An 18,519-nucleotide genomic window follows, 5' to 3' on the forward strand; every position below is an offset into this window, starting at 1 on the left:
TCTGTCTATTTCTTTCTGTTTTTTCTTTCTGTTTTCTTCTTTTTGGTATTCACGAAACGGATTCCGCCAATAAGACCAATGACGAGCACAAATATTCCTACCGCTACCCCTATGATCAAGGGCCAATTCACGCCTTTTTCCCGCACTAAATCGACATCATCTTGGTTAAATTTATCTGCTTGTTCGTCTGTAATGGTGAAGTCTTCCTGCCATGTCCATTTTTGATCCCCAGCTTTCGCAAGGATATTCGCTGTATAGGTTCCTGGCACCATCTTTTCCCCATTCATCGTAACGGGGAAATGCAAAAAGGTGTTGGGGGCGATATTAATGCTTGATTTCTTGGTTTCGTATAGCACTTCCGCTTTGCCTTTTGGCGTTATTTGGACTTCCATTGATAATTTTCGTAAAAATGCTGCCTGAGTATTGGAGACATCCACAAAAATCGTATTACGATAATTGAATTGGCCTACTTCTACTTTGTTCAAGGCTAGTTCTGGTTTGACTTCTTTGTCTGTTTCTTGCAGCACCATCGCAATGACATAGGCATATTTATTGGCGATATTCGCCCCTTCTTTTGCGGGTTTTTCTTCTTGGTTCTCCCCTTCAATCGTTTTTAATTGAATTCCGCCAACAATAATCCCATCATATGACGTTTCCGGCATTGTAATCGTAATCGGGACCGTTTTCTCTTCTTTAGGCGCTAAGGTGACTGTTTCAGGGGCGTTCACTAAATCCACAAAATCAAATTTTAACGACGCATCTTTTTCAATTTGGCTAGGGCCATATTCAATCACACCACTAGAGTTCGTTCTTGTGCCGTTTAAGCTGATACCGATCGTTAGCTCTTTCTCCCCTAAATTTTTCATCAAGAGGCTGACTTCTTGTTTTTGTCCTGGTGTCATCTTCAAATCAAAGTACCCATTTTCTTCTTTCTGATTCTCTGGATAATTGAGTTCATAATAAAAACCTGTTGCCCCTTGTGCATCTTGTGCGGAGGGTTCTTTGGCATATGTATAGTGATTGGTACTGATGATGCTTATCATTGCCATCATCAAAAATAACATGTATGTTCGTTTTAATTTCATTCGACCTTCATCCTTTACTTATAAGATAAACAAGGGCTGACAGTTAGAAACTGCCAACCGCTTGTACGCCTCAGTACTAAACTGAGTAGTTCACCTCGTTTCGTATCACGAATTAAGGTGCTGGTGTGTATTCAATTGACCATGTGATATCTGCTTCGTAAGTGCCTAATTCAATGGTTTGAGCTGGTACGTTTAAGGAAACTGAACTAGCAGATTTACCAACACCTGCAGTAGAAGCACCTGGACGTAAGATATTCGCTGCAGTAAAGTCAGCGGATTGTCCGAATTCCGCAGAATACGTGCCTAAACCAACAGCTCCTGTAGACGCTGCGTTATCAAAGACCAACTGTTTGCCGGCACCTGGATTGGTTGTACCATTTCCTAATGTGAAGTTTGTTGGTTCTCCTGCTGGCCAATAGTTAATATTTTCTTGTGTTGAATTTAATAAGCCATTTGTGTAAGCAATCGTTGCTTTATCTAGTGATTTCGTTGTTTTTGTTGTGTGTGTAAATTGTTTTGTCATTTCAGCTTTGATAGAATACGTGTGGTCATCTCCAGCACGTTTGTCTGTCCATTGTACGTAGGGTCCACGTACTTTTCCTGCTGTTTCTGTCCCATCTGGAGCCACTTCCGTTACTGGAATTTCTGCGGCTGTGTATGTTTCTGTTTTTGTCGATACTTTTTGTTGCCCAAAATTCAACACCGCTACACGGTCAATCGTAATTGGACCAAAGACTGGGTTTTTATCTACAGTGTTTGGATCTTCTGGCTTGATCGTCCCTGGTTTCTCTGGATCGATGTCTTCATTGTCCCCATTGTCTTCAATGATTTCAATGATTCCTTTTCCTTTTAATGAGTGCTCATCCGCAAAAGCTGTTGCGCTTCCTGCTAGTGATGCTGAAACGATGGCTGCTAAAGCAACGGTACATAGTGTTCTTGTTTTCATTGTGTTTTCCTCCTAAAGATATATGTGTGTTATATATATAGTTACTTGCTTGCACAAGTGAACTCCAATTAAGTTGGCAAGGCTGCCAAGATCCAGGTCAATTCTGTTTCATATTGCACTGGTTTGATTTCTGTTCTCTCTGGAACAGATAAGAAAATAGCGGTATTTCCATAAACTGGTTGATTCTCAAATTCTGGGTCTACGATGGCATCACCAGATGGGGTTGTTTTTGGAAATAGAGTATTTTTTTGTTGGTTTTTATTCGTTTCCGATGCGCCAAATTCAATCGTCCATTGACCTTTCCCACTGCCTATTTCGGCAATCGCAATGTTTTGCGTCATGGCCAGTTCTGAAATTTCAATGGTATCTTTCGTCACGATCGGCGGGGTTTCCCACGTATAGACACTATTGGCCCAACCGTGGTCTAAAGACAAGGTCGCTCCTTTTAATTCTTGGGCTTCTTTTTCTTGAATGATCGTATTTCTAAATTGATATTCTTGGCGTACTTGTAAGGTCCACCCTTTTTTATCCGAACGCTCATCCGTAATTTGGATATAACTCCCTCTGGGCGTTGTCCCGTCGTGAAACAATTGGGCATTCGCGTAAAACTGTCGGTTTTTTTCCTCGATTTTATTATGTCCAAAGTGGAATGATGACACAAAATCGATGCGTAATGGACCGTCTGTTGACGGGCTTGGCCCCGGATCAACGGGGATTTCTGGGTTTTCTGGATCGATCGGCTGTTTCGGGATGCCCCCTGTCATTTCGATGTTTCCAGTCCCTATTACATCACTGCTTTCGGCATAACTAGTAAGGGGTAAGCCTAGCGCTAAGAGAGCCAAGCAGGAAAGAGGAATAATTGTTTTTAAATCACTCATTGATTCCCCTCCTTCGCTGACCGATTTTTCTTCGCTCGTCGAAACAAGATCAAGGCTCCGATAGCCAACAACACGCCCACCCATGTATACGGACTTTGAATGAGCTCACCGGTACTCGGCAAGCGGCCTTTCGGTTTTGTAATGGGCAACTCTTTAGAAGAACTGGTTGCCGTTGACGGTTCACTGGTACTAGACTGTGTCGGTTCAGTACTTGATTCTTCATAGAAACCAACTACACCGTTGGTCGTGACTTGGCCACCCTCGGCCAAGGCCTTTTGGGTATTCGCCGCTCCAATTCCTACAAGAAGTAACAGAGCGAAAAATAGTCGTTTATAGCTTTTTTTCATATCTCTCCTCCTTCTCTTACGGATCCGGCGTCGCTGCGAGTTCCCATAGAATTTCTCCTTGGTAGCTGCCTAATTTTTTAACATCGCCTGGGTCAACTTCTAACTTGAAGCCGTCGCCTGCTTTGGTGCCATTCCATGTGGTACTAATGTTATAGAGTTCTTTCTCTGCCTCATTTGTATGAACCATGATCGGCTGAGCACCCTTGTCTAAGATGATTTCTTTCCCTTCATATACATAACGAATCGCATTTTTTAAGACACTGTCTTTATGAGCAGGATCTATATGGGTCATTTCAGCTGTTAGCTTCGCCGTTAAGGTCCATTTATCTTTGACGGAACGGCCATCTTTGACCACCAAATCTTGGTCGTATGCCGGGGCGTTCACCCTTGCGGTTTTCCCATCATATTTGTGGGTACTGAAATTAATTCTATTGGGTGCAGAATAAAGCAGAAGTTTTCCATCAAATACATAGGTCACTTCATTGACTCCGTCAATAATTTCAACAGAGGCTTCATTCGCGGGGCGCTCAACGAGTTTAAATTGGTTCGCTTCGACCGCTTTGATCGCATTGTAAAGAGCTGAACCGACAGTCTCTGCCTCTTCTTTCAACTTGACAATCGAACCAATCGTTTCACTTCGGATAATCGGCTCCGCAATTTTTTCACCAGCCTTATTTACAAAGTGGATAGTGAGGTCTTTGGTCAAAGGTTTTTTGGGAAATACTGGAATCGCCACTTGAGCCTCTGCTTTTTTGGTCGAATCACTCACTGTATAAGCTGTAACTTTATTGGTAATCGTCGTTCCTTCACCAGAGATGATTTTTGCTTTATATCTTAGGGTTATCTTTTTCCCTGCTTGTACCTCTAGTGGTGTATCACTTACTGTAAATGAAGGAAGTGGTGCATGAAAAATAGGTGTAACTTTCTTTTCTACGCCTTTGTCATCTACTAAGACGAAGGACTCTTTATCTAATTCTAATTCTGCTGGATACTCATCTTTCCAACCCACTTCTTGCCAAGGGGCTTCTCCTGCATTTGATGCACTTAATTCGAAAGTAAGACTGTCATCCATTCGATCTTTTCCGTCCGTTGACGTGTTATTGGTGTATGTTTTAGCCGCTTCTGGTTTGGCGGGTTCTCCTTTCACTGGAATACTAAGTTCCGCTTCATCTTCATCGTTTTTGTCATTGTATGCTTTAAAACGATTGATGATCGTTGTTTGCGAACCACCCACGATTTTTGCTTTATACTTAATAGCCATTGATTTTTTCGCTTCAATATCATATTTGCCAATTGCAAAAGTGTGTGTGCCCGGATCATAAATAGAGGCAGGTAACGATGTCTCTATTCCATTTACATCAACCATTACAAGTGAACGAGTATCTAGTTCTAATTCTGGTGGTAATTTATCTTCTAAAGTCACTTGTTGCCAAGGGTTCATGTCTCCATCATTTGAAGCTATAACTTCAAAATCAAGAATATCTCCAACCATGTTCTCTCCATTGAGTGATGTCGTGTTTTCGTATGACTTCTCTGCAGTAGGTTTCAAGAGTTCTGGTTCTTCGATTGACATATCTAAAGTTGCGGTTCCGACGCTATCGTTTGGAACGGTTATCTTTGGCCACCTCATTATAAAAACAGGGTGTTTTAAAATGTATTCCTCATGCATCGGTAGGTAGTTATTGGACCAAGGAAGATACGGTTCATCCTGACTTCCAGCCTTTTCAACAAATTTAGTTCCTATCATATAATTAAAGTAGCCTACTTTGGCGTCGCTGGTACCTAGATTCCCCCATAGATATTCTGTCGGCATATTACTACCTTCTGGATAACCAATATTTGTATAAAAATAAATACGAGCTGGAATCCCATCTGCGATTGTCTTATCGGGTTCATTGAAATATAACCCTCCTGTCCCATATGAAAATAACCTAGAAGACGTATGGTTCCCACCAACATCCATATGGGAAGAGTGGTTCACTGCAAAGCTTGTCTGTTGGCCACGTTGATTATAAAAACTAACATCATAACGAATTCTACCCTTTTTAAAATTAGCTACATAGCCATGAACTCTTACTGGTAAATATGCAAATTTCGGCGGATAACTTCCTCTAATATCTTGCAGAAAATAGCCATATGAAACAATTTCATTCTCTTTCACATATTGCTCAGTAATGTACTCACGTGCAGCGGAAGATACTGCTGGCGCAACCATTCGCCCTGATGCAGATATTTTTCCTGTTAAATCATCTAACACACCAATATCAAAGCTGCTATTAGAAGCCCCAAATCCTCCCTGATTATAACTATAATCATAGCCAAATACTTGTTGCTTCCCACTTGTTCCTTTTTTCACACCAATCATAGCTGGACCTGTTAATGCTAAAGTTCGATCAGTTGTCATATCTATTTTCGCATAGATATTTTTCCCTTCGAATTTACCAGTATCATGGTTGAATACCTCTCCTTTAGAAGGATGACCGAAATACATGTAATAATCTCTCTGCTTAATAGAGAAAGCTCCACCCGTTAATTTAACAGGGGTATTCACATCTACTTTTTGAAACGTTGACAAATCTATATTGTCTGTATCTAACAATCGCCAATTAAAGTCTGGTAGATTGGCCCTTGTTCCAGGAGACAACGCTAGTTTATCGTTGCTCAATGAATCCATAATTTTATTTGTTAATTGTGCTGAGTCATTTTCCCCATCACTTGTTTCATGCGCTAACACATTTTTTCCTAAGAAGAATATTCCCACTATAGCCATAAGCGCAATCATAGAGAAAGTGATTTTTTGAGTATTTTTATTTTTTTTCACATTTCTCCTCCTTTCATAGTAAATAATAGTATATATTTCATTTTTTATAGCAGCCTACATTTAAAGGAAACCTTGCCGACCATACAAGAGTTACTTCCTTATATGTTTTAGCTTCTTTTAAACGATGGTTGGTATAAAAATTGAAAACAAAGAATAGTTGTATTCGAAATATTTTTTTATTTTTCTGGTTTATAGTATTATTAAGCTAATCAGTTCTCATAAATTGACAATAATTAGAGTAAAAAACAGGAATTAAAAAATGGATACAAGCTTAATCATGATTTTTAGATTAGGTAACATGTACTAAGTTAGTTTTTTTTCATTTCTTGTTTTTTCACAAAACAGGAAATACCTAAACAAACATTGAAAAACTGCTATTCAAACTTCTTAATTGACGATTAATTTGACGGCGGATAAAATAAAAAGCTAGTCTTACTCATCTGAGTAAAGCTAGCTTTAATTCTATATAACCCACTATTAAAATAACGATTGTTTTTTATTTTTTATATAAAAATTCATAAAATGAAAACTAAAAAAATTAAATTAACGCCAATTTTGCAATTGCTGCACGCTGTTCCTCTAAAAATGAATTTGTATAAGTATCTAGTGTCAATTTGATTGATGAGTGCCCCAGTAAAGAACTTAGGGCAGCAATATTGACCCCTAATTCCACACAACGTGTAGCAAAAGTATGACGCAAAGCGTGAAAAGGAACATGAACCAATCCAAGTTTTCTCTTGATCTTTTCAAAGCGATAACTTACTGTTCGAGGTTCAATAGAACGATTCTCACTTGATACAACATATTCAGATAAGGTTTGATCTTTCCAATAGAGTAATGTTTTCTTAAGTTTTTCTGTTAATGGAATAATTCGAGTAGAATTCACTGTTTTAGGTACTGTTTCTACAAGCTTTGATCGTTGTCCGACAAGGTTCGGCAAATAAACTCTTTGCTTTGTCCGTTCAACGCTCAGCAAAGAAGATTCAAAATTGATATCACTCCATTTCAACCCGCATATTTCACCAATTCGCATGCCTGTTTCTAAGGCTAACAAGATAGGCAGCCCTTTTTCATCTTTTACACATTCTGCTTCTACAGCTTTTTGTTGCGCACGTGTAAGTGCCAATACTTTCTGTTTTGTACTCTTTGGTAAAGTCGTGTACTCACATGGGTTTAAATAGATATATCCACGTTTTTTTGCTGCTTCAAAGCAGCTTTTAACAATACGAAAAATAATATGAACTGAACTTGTCGCCAATGATTGCGTCAATTTTTTGACCAGTTGATCTATCATCTGTGTTGTAATTTTTTTCAATGGATACTTTTCTAAATAGGGCAAAATATGTATTTGTAACTTATTACTATAACTGGCATAAGTACTCTCTTTAATTTTATGTGCCATAATTTCTGTCAACCAAAGATCAGCCCAATTGCCAAATGTTCCTTGAAATTCTTTTGTGCTGTTTGTATAAAAAGCTGTTACTTGTGCTTTTTTCTCAAGCATTTTTTCTTTCACTGCACGATAGGAACGTCCGTAGATATAACCATAATGGATAGAACCATCGTTTTTTCTAGCCTTAGGATAGCGCCCTTCCCAACGACCATCTTTTCGTTTATAAATATTTTCACCTTTGGCCAAAATATATCAAATCCTTCCTATGTATTGACGGCGAAATTGACGGCGGAAAAAAATATCCCACCAATTTCATGCTTCCCTCTAAATCTCTTAGCCGAATAGCAATTAAATCGACTATATTATAAAATAAGAGGTCGCTGCCTCATCGTTTCCTATTTTATTAAAAACAACAAAACTATTTGTTTTTCTCATTTATTTAAATATTTACTAAAAAAATTGAAAATAATAACGAGATATTTATTGCTTTATCTACTTGATTTTTCTCAATAACTCTAATAGAATTAATTATGTTGTTAACACATTTATTTAAAATCCAAATAAAATACATTTCCTGTTTTGTGAAAAAACAAGAAATGTATTTAAATATATTATACAACGTATATAAATAATATTTATTTCTTTTTTTGCTCAAAAAAAAGGAAAATAAGAAATCTATTTGCTTATTACACCTACTTCTAACCTATAAATTAACCAATCCTCTGGTTCTTAAACACGAGAAAAAATTTGAATGATAAAGTAAATCAATAGCCAAATTTACCTTTATCCCAAAAAAGAGAGTGAAACAACACGAACTAATCGTTTTGTTTCACTCTCTAATTCCGAATAAACAACGAGAAACAGTAGCTTTTAAACATCACGTTGTTCTGATAAGGCTTCCCATGATTTCACATTTGTCTTCGACCTAGAACAAACCAACAATTTTCCCTTCAGAATCAACGTCGATTTTTTCATAGGCTGCTTTCTTCGGTAGTCCAGGCATGGTCATCACAGTTCCTGTGTAAGCAACAATAAATCCTGCTCCAGCCGATATCTTGATATTACTGATTGTTATCGCAAAATCAGTTGGTCTACCCAGTTTTGTCTGATCATCTGAAAATGAGTACTGTGTTTTAGCCATACAAATCGGTAAATTGCCAAACCCAAGTTTTTCTAATTTAGCAATTTCTCTTTCAGCAATCGGTTCATAACGAACAGCATTTCCACCATAGACTTTCTCAACGATTGCGCTGATTTTTTCTTTGATTGGCAGTTCGTCTGGATAAGCAAATTCAAAATGATTTTCCTGATCAGCTAGACGAACAACTTCTCTGGCCAACTCTTCACCACCAGCACCACCATGAGCCCAGACATCTGAAAGAACCACATTTACATTGCGTTTTTGACATTCTTTTTTCACAAGTTCAAGCTCCGCATCTGTATCTGTAGGAAATTTATTGATTGCCACAACCGTTGGTAAGCCAAACACAGTCGTTGTATTTTCGATATGTTTTAAAAGATTTGGTAACCCTTGTGTTAAAGCAGAAATATTTTCAGTACCAAGCTGATCTTTAGGTACACCACCATGCATTTTTAATGCACGAACAGTTGCTACAACAACGACAGCTGACGGACGAATACCAGATTTTCGACATTTGATATCGATGAATTTTTCTGCTCCTAAGTCAGCACCAAAGCCCCCTTCGGTTACAACGTAATCGGCTAATTTTCTAGCGGTATTCGTCGCGATCACACTGTTACAGCCATGAGCAATATTGGCAAACGGCCCACCATGGATCAAAGCAGGATTATTTTCTAGCGTTTGAACTAAATTGGGCTTGATTGCCTCTTTTAATAACGCTGTCATTGCGCCTTGGGCATTTAACTCTCTAGCAGTAACTGGCAGATTATCATAGGTATAGCCAATAATAATATTGCCTAGATTCTCTTTTAAATCTTCAATATCATTGGATAAACACAACACAGCCATGATTTCTGAAGCTACGGTAATTTCAAAGCCATCTTCTCTTGGAACACCATTCACTCTAGCACCTAAACCATCAACGACGTGTCTTAATTGTCGATCATTCATATCCACTGCTCTTTTCCAAGTGATTCGGCGATTGTCGATACCTAACTCATTCCCTTGGAAAATATGATTGTCAATAATGGCCGCTAGTAAATTATTTGCTGCACCGATCGCATGGAAATCACCAGTAAAATGGAGGTTAATATCTTCCATAGGAACCACTTGCGCATAACCGCCGCCCGCAGCCCCTCCTTTAATACCAAAAACTGGACCTAGAGAAGGTTCCCTTAAAGCAATGATTGCATTTTTCCCGATTTTGTTTAAACCATCACCTAGTCCTACAACGGTCGTTGTTTTCCCTTCCCCTGCAGGTGTTGGGGTGATTGCCGTAACTAGAATGACTTTGCCCTCTTTGTTTGTCTTTATTTTATCCACTTCGATTTTTGCTTTATATTTTCCATATAAATCAACTTGCTCTTCCTCTAAACCAATTTTTTCTGCAATTTTTGAGATTGGCAACATGGTTGCTTCTTGAGCGATTTCGATATCCGATTTAACCATTCTATTCCCTCCATTTTATCCTACTTTTATGCTTGGCTTAACCAAGATATTGCTGTATCTGCGTAAACTTTCGAGCCTTCGACTAAAACTGATTCATCAAACACGATAGCTGGATTATGAAGATTGATATTTTCCTCTGATGCAACCAATAAAACAGTCGTTGTTGGAATCAACTGACTGATTTCACCAAAATCTTCACTACCCATAAGTGGAGTAGATGTTGGAATAGACACGATTCGATCAGCGCCAAATGTTTCTGTCAACGATTCTTTCGTAAATGCAGTCAACTCGGGATCATTCACATTCGTTGTGCAGCCATTCGTGAAAACTACTTCTGCTTCAGCACGAAATGCTTTGGCAATATTTTCAGCCATCGCTATCATTCGTTCTTTGACCTGAGTGCGGACATCTTCTTTTAATGTTCGTAGTGTTCCTTTCATCACCGTTGTTTCTGGGATAATATTGGAAGCGCCTGGTGTACCGCCAGTGAATTCCCCGATTGTCAGGACAAAGCGTTCTTCTGAACCAATCTCTCTTGCAGAAAGCTCTTGTAATGCTGTATAAATATGAACCGCTACATTAATCGGATCGATCGAAGTCTCAGGTTGTGAGCCATGTCCACCTCGACCTTTGATATTGATTTCAAACCAATCTGCACTGGCCATAAATGTTCCTGCTGGTGTGGGCATGATTTGTCCTGCTTTAAGTCCTTTAAAAGGGAAAACATGGATCATCATACCAGCATCGACTTTAGGGTTTTCTAATACATGATTTTCGATACAAACTTTCGAACCTGAAAGAATTTCTTCACCTGGTTGGAAGAGTAATTTTACTTGACCGTCTAATTCATCTTCAAATTCTTTTAATACTTTAGCCGCTCCCAATAACATGGTTGTGTGCATATCATGACCGCACGCGTGCATATAGCCATTTTCGGATTTAAATGGCAAATCGGTCAGTTCCCGAATCGGCAATGCATCCATATCTCCTCGTAGTAGAAATGTTTTTCCAACCTTTTTACCAGCAACTACTGTGATACCTGATTCTCCACAAGATTGAGGTTCATAACCATATTCTGTAAGTTTCTGTTTTACAAAAGCAACTGTATTCGGTAAGTCCATCCCGATCTCTGGATTCTGATGAAGATGTCTTCTAATTTTAATCAACTCTTCTTCTAAACTATCAGCAAACCTTGTTTGTTTTTCTGTCAGCATTATTTTTTCTCCTTTTCTTTTTAAAGCGAAGTGACTTTTGTTGGCGTTGTTAAAAACACGAATACCTTCAAAGCAAACGGACAATATACTTCTCTTATTATAGTACCAAATATTTTAGTTTATTTGCCAATTTTCTGTTATTTTTTAGGAATTGTGTGGATTCCTAAGCCTTGAAGATTTTCGTATGCCTCGCCTACTCCTTCATTATAGGTTGGATGGGGATGAACAATTGCCATCACTTCATCGATAGTCAAACCACTAACGATTGCTGTGGTAAATTCACTGACCATGTCTGTAGCTCGATCACACATTAGCTGAGCTCCAATGATTTTTTCGCTCTTTTCATCTGCAATGACTTTGATAAAGCCTAATGTGTTCCCCGCAATTATCGTTTTTCCATTCCCAGCCATATTGTATTTGCCGACCTTCACAGAGATTCCTTGATTTTGTGCATCTTCCTCCGTTATCCCCACAGCAGCGATTTCAGGTGACGTGTAGACACAAGAAGGAATAATCTCTAAATCATATTCCATTGCTTTTTGATTCATCGCCAAAACAGCATTTACTCCTTGAGCGGAAGCAACATGCGCTAGCTGTGTACCTCGGTTGGCTACATCTCCGATAGCATAAATGCCTTTAATAGATGTTTCAAAAGAGTCATCTACCCAAATACTTTGATTGTCTATCTTTATATTTAAATCCGGTGGAAACAAACCTTCAAAATTTGCTTTTCGTCCAGTCGCAATTAAAACGGCATCACTTGTAACAGAATGTTCTTTTCCTTTAGTAGTATAGGTACATTTTAATTGTTGCTCTTTGGAAATGCTGGTCACGATTGATTTTGTTGCGACTTTGATTCCTTGTTTTTTTAAAATCATTGCTAGCTTTTTCGAAATTTCACGATCAAAATTAGGTAACAGTGTCGCCGCCGTTTCAACAATCGTTACGTCACAACCTAGCTCATTAAAAATCATCGCAAACTCTACACCGATTACACCACCGCCAATAATGGTCAGTTTTTCATAATTATTTGATTGTTCTAAAAGCTCATTACTTGTTAATACACCAGGCAAATCATTACCTGGAATCGGTGGAATTGCTGGTTTTGAACCAGTTGCAATGATGATTTTTTCAGTTTCATATGTTGTTCCATCTACTTCAATTACGCCTGCTTTGATAATTTGAGCGGTTCCAAAGAGCAGCTCAATTTTATTCGCTTTAACTAGTCCTTCGACTCCTTGAACTAGCGTATCAACAACTTTCGTTTTCTTTGCGTAGATTTCTTCCATATTAATCTGAATATCACGAATATGAATACCATTTTCTCCAGCATTTTTCATTTCATGAACAAGCTCAGCTGAATGTAACAATGCTTTAGTTGGAATACAGCCTCGATTCAAACAAGTGCCACCAACACGATTACTTTCAACAAGTGCTACTTTCATACCCAATTGAGCAGCTTTGATTGCTGCAACATACCCACCAGGCCCCGCCCCGATTATGATTAGATCATAACGCATACTTTTCCTCCTTTTCCTAAAAGCGTAGCGGGCTCCTATAGTCTCAATAGAAAAATAGGTAAAATGAACGCAATGCTCTTTATCACATTTCATTTTTATCTTTTTTCCGAGAAACTAGCCCGCATAGCTAGACAACATATAAATAACAACGTTTCGTTTCTTTACACCCTAGATTATTCAAAATCATAACGAACAATTGGGTGCCTTGCAGCTCTTACTTCATCCACACGATGGATTTGGGCATGTAGCGGATACTCATGAAAGGCTTCTGGATTTTTATGAGCGTCTTCATAAAGCTTACGGTAAACTGCGATCGCATCATCCATCCGTTCTTTCGACTCTGTTTCAGGTGGTTCGACCATTAATGCTTCTGGTACAGTTAATGGGAAATACATGGTCGGTGGATACATCTTATGGTCTAAAATCCCTTTGGCTATATCTAGCGCTGTAACGCCTGTGTCTTTCTTCAATTTGTCTAAGCTAATCACAAATTCATGCATACAGGAGTCCCCATATGGCACTTCAAAGATATCTTTTAATTCATGCAACATATAATTCGCATTCAATACCGCGCTCTTAGACGCAGACGAAATCCCTTCTGATCCTAAAAATAAAATGTAGGTCAAAGCACGCAAGAATACTGAAAATTGACCATAAAACCCTTTTACTAATCCAATCGAATACTCAGGCTTCGTAAAGCTTATTTCTGATCCTTGTTTAACTGGATAATAATTAGGTAAAAACGGTTTTAATAATGATTTACACCCTACTGCACCAGAACCTGGTCCACCACCACCATGGGGCGTTGAAAAAGTTTTGTGTAGGTTTAAATGAATAATATCAAAGCCCATGTCTCCTGGACGGGCCACCCCCATAATGGCATTTAAATTGGCACCATCATAATAGTTCAATCCACCAGCATCATGAACGATTTTTGTTATTTCTAAGATATTTTTATCAAATATCCCTGCTGTATTCGGGTTGGTCAACATCAAACCTGCTGTATCTTCACCAACTGCATCCCTCAATGCTTCAATATCCACACAGCCATATTTATCCGATGGAATATTGACCGTGATCATCCCAGTCATCGCCACACTGGCAGGATTTGTTCCATGGGCAGAATCAGGCACAATAATTTTGTTCCTTTGTGGCTGACCATTTTTTTCGTGATACGCTTTGATCATCAGTAAACTGGTAAATTCGCCATGTGCTCCTGCTGCTGGTTGAAACGTTATGGCATTCATTCCAGTAATTTCTTTCAGCAACATTTCTGCCGTAGTAAAGACTTCTAACGATCCCTGAACCGTATGCTCTGGTTGTAAAGGATGAATATTAGCAAAAGCTGGATAAGCTGCCATTTCATCATTAATTTTAGGATTGTATTTCATCGTGCATGAACCTAAAGGATAAAAACCATTATTGATGCCGAATGTTGCATCGGCTAATTCTGTATAATGCCGACTGATTTCTGGTTGAGGCAGTGATGGTAAATGGAGTTCTTTTTGACGTTTCATTTCTTCTGGAAGCTTTGTCGTTGGGACATCACACGGGGAAATCATTTCGTTATAATACCCTTCTACGCTACGCTCAAAAATTAATTTCATGATTCACACGCCTCCTTCACCAATGCGACTACTTCATCTATTTGCTCTTTGGTATTCATTTCTGTCACACACCATAATAAACCTTGCTCTGTAGGATAGCCGCCCAAAATGTCGTGTTCTTCTAATTTAGCTAGCACGACTTCATTCGATACTGGAAAAGTCGTCACAAACTCATGGAAAAACGGACTATCATTATTCCTTTTGACCTCTTTGATTTGCGTTAATTGGTCACAGAGATAATGAGCTTTACTGTAACATTGTTCAGCTACTTCCTGAATGCCGCGCGCACCCATCGTACTCATATAAACAGCATTCGTTAACGCGCAAAGTGCTTGATTTGAACAGATATTAGAAGCTGCTTTTTCTCTGCGAATATGTTGTTCACGAGCTTGCAGCGTTAAAACAAACGCTCGATCACCTGCTTCATCCACTGTTTCTCCTGCAATGCGCCCAGGTAATTTACGAATCATTTTTTCTTTTGTGGCAATGAACCCAATATAGGGTCCGCCAAAAGCTAGCGGTATCCCAAATGGTTGTGAATCACCAACAGCAATATCTGCGTTGACTTCACCAGCTGTTTTCAGTACTGTACTCGCCACAGGATTGACACTCATAATAAATTTAGCTTTTGCTTCGTGAACCATTTCAGCAATTGCTTCTACAGGCTCAATTCCGCCATAATAATTTGGCTGTTGGACAATGAAACAAGCACTCGTATCATCTAGCTTTTCTTTTAAAACAGATAAATCTGTTACACCATCTTTTTCAGGAATCATGATAAATTCAATGTCTCTAGAACTAAAATAAGTCAGAGCTGTTTGGATCGTCATTGGGTTGGTCGTTTCTGAGATCAAGACTGTTAAACGTTTTTTTTCTAAGCACATATTGATCGCTTCAGCAGCAGCCGTTGCACCATCGTAAACAGAAGCATTTGTCGCATCCATTCCCGTAATTTCACAGATCATTGTTTGATATTCAAAAATCGACTGTAACAACCCTTGACTGATCTCAGGTTGATAAGGTGTATAAGACGTCATGAATTCTTCTTTCGCTGAAATTTGCTTCACAATAGCAGGAATATAATGATTGTAAGCACCAGCACCACGAAAAATACTTGAGAAGACTTTGTTTTTCTTTCCCATATTTTCTAAGATATGCCGTACTTCAAACTCCGATTTTCCCGTGGGGATATCCAAGTTTTCTACAATCATTTCTTTAGGAATATCTTGATAGAGGTCACTCATGTTTTTTAAACCAATTGTTTTCAGCATTTCTTGTTGTTGTTGTTCCGTTGAGCCAAGATAGTTACCCATTCATTATGCCTCCTCAGATTCTTCGCAGAATTTTTTATATTCCTCAGCACTTAGCAAGTCTTCGATTTCTTCTACTCCTTCCACTTCGATCAGCCATGATTCTAAAGGCGCTGAATTGATCAGCTCAGGACTGTCTAGCAACTCTTCGTTAACTGCCGTAACTGTGGCTGTGATTGGAGAATAGGCTTCTGAAACAGCCTTAACAGATTCGATATCTGCAAATGATTCACCTTTCGTAACATCATCACCTTCATCTGGTAAATCAATAAAAACGATATCGCCTAGCTGATCTTGTGCATAATCAGAAAGACCAATTTTCACTTTATCTCCATCGAAAAGTACCCACTCATGTGATTTTGAAAATTTCAATTCCGTAGCTTTTGTCATAATAAACGACTCCTTCTTTTCCAATTATTTTTTTATAAACGGTATAGTTACAACTTCCGCTTTAATTCTTTTCCCTCTAACTTCAACTTCTATAGGAGAACTGATTTCTACACTATTTTTCTCCACTAACGCCATTGCACATGCTTTATTAATAAACGGACACATTGTACCTGAGGTTGTTTGACCAATTTTCTTGTCATTAAAATACACATCTGCTCCTTCACGAACGATTCCTCGATCCGTTAACTGCAGACCGATTCGAGTGATTTTAGGTTCGCCTTTGTCAATAAGAGCTTTTTTACCGATGAAATCTTCTTTGTTCATCTTTACTGCAAAGCTTAAATCTGTTTCAAAAGGCGTGATCTCGTCTGTCATTTCATGACCGTAAAGCGGCATTCCTGCTTCTAACCGTAACGTATCACGAGCGCCTAACCCACAAGGAATAATCCCATATTCTTGACCCGTCTCCAGTAATAAATTCCATAATTTGATCCCGTCTTCTGGTTTGCAGTATAGCTCGTAACCAAATTCTCCTGTATAACCTGTTCGAGATAAAAGACACGTCACACCACCAACATCGGCGTGTTCAGTAAAGCTATAATATTTTTTAGGTATCTCTTCTTCTTTCGTTAATTTCCCAATAATTTCTTTCGCAAATGCGCCTTGCAATGCGATTTGAACAAATTGATCCGATTGGTCCGAGAATTCGACTTCACCAAATAAGTGCTTTTTCATCCATGCAACATCTTTTGCTCGATTCGCTGCATTGACGACTAATAAATATTTTTCATCACTACATTTATAAACAAGTAGATCATCGATCACACCGCCGTTTTCATTACACATCAAGGTATATCTAACACGACCTACTTCTAAATTACTAAAATCATTTGTTAATACATACTGCAAATTCGCTAAAGCATCTTTTCCTTCATAAACGACTTCACCCATATGGGAAACATCGAATAATCCTACTTGATTTCGAACAGCTAAATGTTCTTTGATCACACCGCTATCTTTATATTGAACAGGCAACGTGTAACCAGCAAATGAAACCATTTTTCCGCCTGCTTCAAGATGTACGTCATATAAAGGTGTTTTTAAATCCATCTTTTCTACTCCTTTGCTTCTTTGTATTTTTAGTGCTTAACCTATGACACCTCCAAGCTGTATAAACTATATAAAAACAGAGGAACAGGCATGTTAAAAAAATGCCTGTTCCTCTGTACAAAACCTGAGAGATTCGTCTTCTTCTTGAAGAGTTGCTCCTTCGGTGCTTCCGCTTTCCAGAGTGATGTCCAATTACGGTCCTTTTACCTGAGATCTTCATGATCAATGGTTTGCGCCATTGATTATTTATTCCTTCGGTGCTATGACTAGTCTCTCCCGTAATTCTCTTCCATCTACTTTATTTTGTGCCTATAGTTCATTTTTTAGGCATTGAATAATACTGTTGTTCAGTCTTTAATTCAAAATACTGAGGTACTGGATTATCTAATTTACCGGCGGTCAAAGCCAATGTTTGAATCATACGATTTTCATACAAGTGAATGTACATTTGTTTTTCTTTACTGTCATAAGCACTTGTATATTGGGTATACTGTACATCTGTATCTGAACTGACTTTCACAACACCTTTGGGAATATCAAAACTATCTAAAATATGAAAAATCTGTTCCACTGCTTGTTCATCGTCTACTGGCTCTGAAAAGTGCTTTAGGTACGCTGCACGGATAAATCGAGATTGCGGTGTAAAATCACCTGGAATTCCTCTTAGCCCAGAACCTTTACCATTTGAAATCACATGAAGGTCATCCATCTGAATATCGGGTGCTATCGCATCACTAAGTCCAACATAATTTTGAAGGTTGGTCAAATGCCAATCAAATTTAGGGCTGTTCGTAAAAACACCGACAGGATTATCATAAATTTCATAGCCACCATCGATGGAAGGTTCAACTACAACGGAGGCACCAGACTCATCTTGAAATACATAATGTTGAGGAATCCCCGCTGGATTATCAACAATTGCTATTGCAGTATCTTGATTTACCCGCTCTTTCAATTCCTTGACCGAAGCATAGTTTGTTAGCGCATAGGTCACAAATTCAGCGCCTGCTAAAGGTAATTTCCCCATTGCGCGAATTTTTTCTGATTCGATATACCGATTATAATGACCAAAGTAAAAAGAGCCGCCCATCAATCCTTTTTCGTTAACACCGTCTACTAATAATGGCTGACCGGAAATTGAGACCCCCATCGCAGCATAACGTGTTAAAAAGTGATCTAACGAAACAGTTAGATCATAATTTCTTGGAATAATTGCAGCATCATACTCTAACAACAAATTAAATTCCTGTGTTCTTCCCCAGTAACTATTCCCCTTGATTGATTTAATTGTAATTCCTGTACACATTT

Annotated in this window: 14 protein-coding genes and 1 riboswitch; all 14 genes read right to left on the reverse strand. The window is 38.5% G+C overall.

The window, feature by feature from the left end:
* Positions 1-5 precede the first annotated feature (5 nt).
* Positions 6-1,085 carry a DUF916 and DUF3324 domain-containing protein gene (locus A5821_RS08145; protein WP_086314059.1) on the reverse strand — a complete coding sequence of 360 codons (1,080 nt, stop codon included), beginning with the start codon at positions 1,083-1,085 and terminating at the stop codon, positions 6-8.
* A gap of 112 nt (positions 1,086-1,197) precedes the next feature.
* Positions 1,198-2,031 (reverse strand): WxL domain-containing protein, encoded by an 834-nt coding sequence (locus tag A5821_RS08150; protein WP_086314060.1) that lies wholly within the window; start codon positions 2,029-2,031, stop codon positions 1,198-1,200.
* Positions 2,032-2,099: 68 nt separating this feature from the next.
* Positions 2,100-2,909 (reverse strand): WxL domain-containing protein, encoded by an 810-nt coding sequence (locus tag A5821_RS08155; protein ID WP_170922975.1) that lies wholly within the window; start codon positions 2,907-2,909, stop codon positions 2,100-2,102.
* A complete protein-coding gene (locus A5821_RS08160) occupies positions 2,906-3,178 on the reverse strand; it encodes an LPXTG cell wall anchor domain-containing protein (RefSeq protein WP_170922976.1) in 273 nt (90 codons plus the stop codon). The genes A5821_RS08155 and A5821_RS08160 overlap by 4 nt, the downstream gene beginning before the upstream one ends.
* 94 nt (positions 3,179-3,272) lie before the next feature.
* Positions 3,273-6,077, reverse strand: coding sequence for an isopeptide-forming domain-containing fimbrial protein (locus tag A5821_RS08165; RefSeq protein ID WP_339099091.1), 2,805 nt, complete (start codon positions 6,075-6,077; stop codon positions 3,273-3,275).
* Positions 6,078-6,615: 538 nt separating this feature from the next.
* On the reverse strand, positions 6,616-7,716 hold the full coding sequence (locus A5821_RS08170) for a tyrosine-type recombinase/integrase (RefSeq protein WP_086314064.1): 1,101 nt from the start codon (positions 7,714-7,716) through the stop codon (positions 6,616-6,618).
* 679 nt (positions 7,717-8,395) lie between these two features.
* The gene (locus A5821_RS08175) at positions 8,396-10,060 is read right to left on the reverse strand and encodes a formate--tetrahydrofolate ligase (protein WP_086314065.1); all 1,665 of its coding nucleotides are present in this window, start codon (positions 10,058-10,060) and stop codon (positions 8,396-8,398) included.
* Between the two features lie 26 nt (positions 10,061-10,086).
* Positions 10,087-11,274: a M20 metallopeptidase family protein gene (locus tag A5821_RS08180; RefSeq protein WP_086314066.1), complete on the reverse strand. Its 1,188-nt coding sequence runs from the start codon at positions 11,272-11,274 to the stop codon at positions 10,087-10,089.
* Between the two features lie 137 nt (positions 11,275-11,411).
* Entirely contained in the window at positions 11,412-12,794 is a 1,383-nt protein-coding gene (gene lpdA, locus A5821_RS08185; RefSeq protein WP_086314067.1) for a dihydrolipoyl dehydrogenase, read from the reverse strand.
* A 173-nt stretch (positions 12,795-12,967) separates the two neighbouring features.
* Positions 12,968-14,401: an aminomethyl-transferring glycine dehydrogenase subunit GcvPB gene (gcvPB, locus tag A5821_RS08190; protein WP_086314068.1), complete on the reverse strand. Its 1,434-nt coding sequence runs from the start codon at positions 14,399-14,401 to the stop codon at positions 12,968-12,970.
* Positions 14,398-15,714, reverse strand: a complete 1,317-nt coding sequence (gene gcvPA, locus A5821_RS08195; RefSeq protein WP_086314069.1) for an aminomethyl-transferring glycine dehydrogenase subunit GcvPA — start codon at positions 15,712-15,714, stop codon at positions 14,398-14,400. The genes gcvPB and gcvPA overlap by 4 nt, the downstream gene beginning before the upstream one ends.
* A 3-nt stretch (positions 15,715-15,717) precedes the next feature.
* On the reverse strand, positions 15,718-16,101 hold the full coding sequence (gcvH, locus tag A5821_RS08200) for a glycine cleavage system protein GcvH (protein WP_086314070.1): 384 nt from the start codon (positions 16,099-16,101) through the stop codon (positions 15,718-15,720).
* 24 nt (positions 16,102-16,125) lie between these two features.
* Positions 16,126-17,211: a glycine cleavage system aminomethyltransferase GcvT gene (gcvT, locus tag A5821_RS08205; RefSeq protein WP_086314071.1), complete on the reverse strand. Its 1,086-nt coding sequence runs from the start codon at positions 17,209-17,211 to the stop codon at positions 16,126-16,128.
* A 185-nt stretch (positions 17,212-17,396) separates the two neighbouring features.
* Positions 17,397-17,500, reverse strand: a riboswitch (glycine riboswitch).
* A gap of 27 nt (positions 17,501-17,527) precedes the next feature.
* Positions 17,528-18,517, reverse strand: a complete 990-nt coding sequence (locus A5821_RS08210) for a choloylglycine hydrolase family protein (RefSeq protein ID WP_086314072.1) — start codon at positions 18,515-18,517, stop codon at positions 17,528-17,530.
* Between the last annotated feature and the right edge of the window lie 2 nt (positions 18,518-18,519).

Source organism: Enterococcus sp. 7F3_DIV0205 (assembly GCF_002141365.2).
Taxonomy (GTDB): domain Bacteria; phylum Bacillota; class Bacilli; order Lactobacillales; family Enterococcaceae; genus Enterococcus_L; species Enterococcus_L palustris.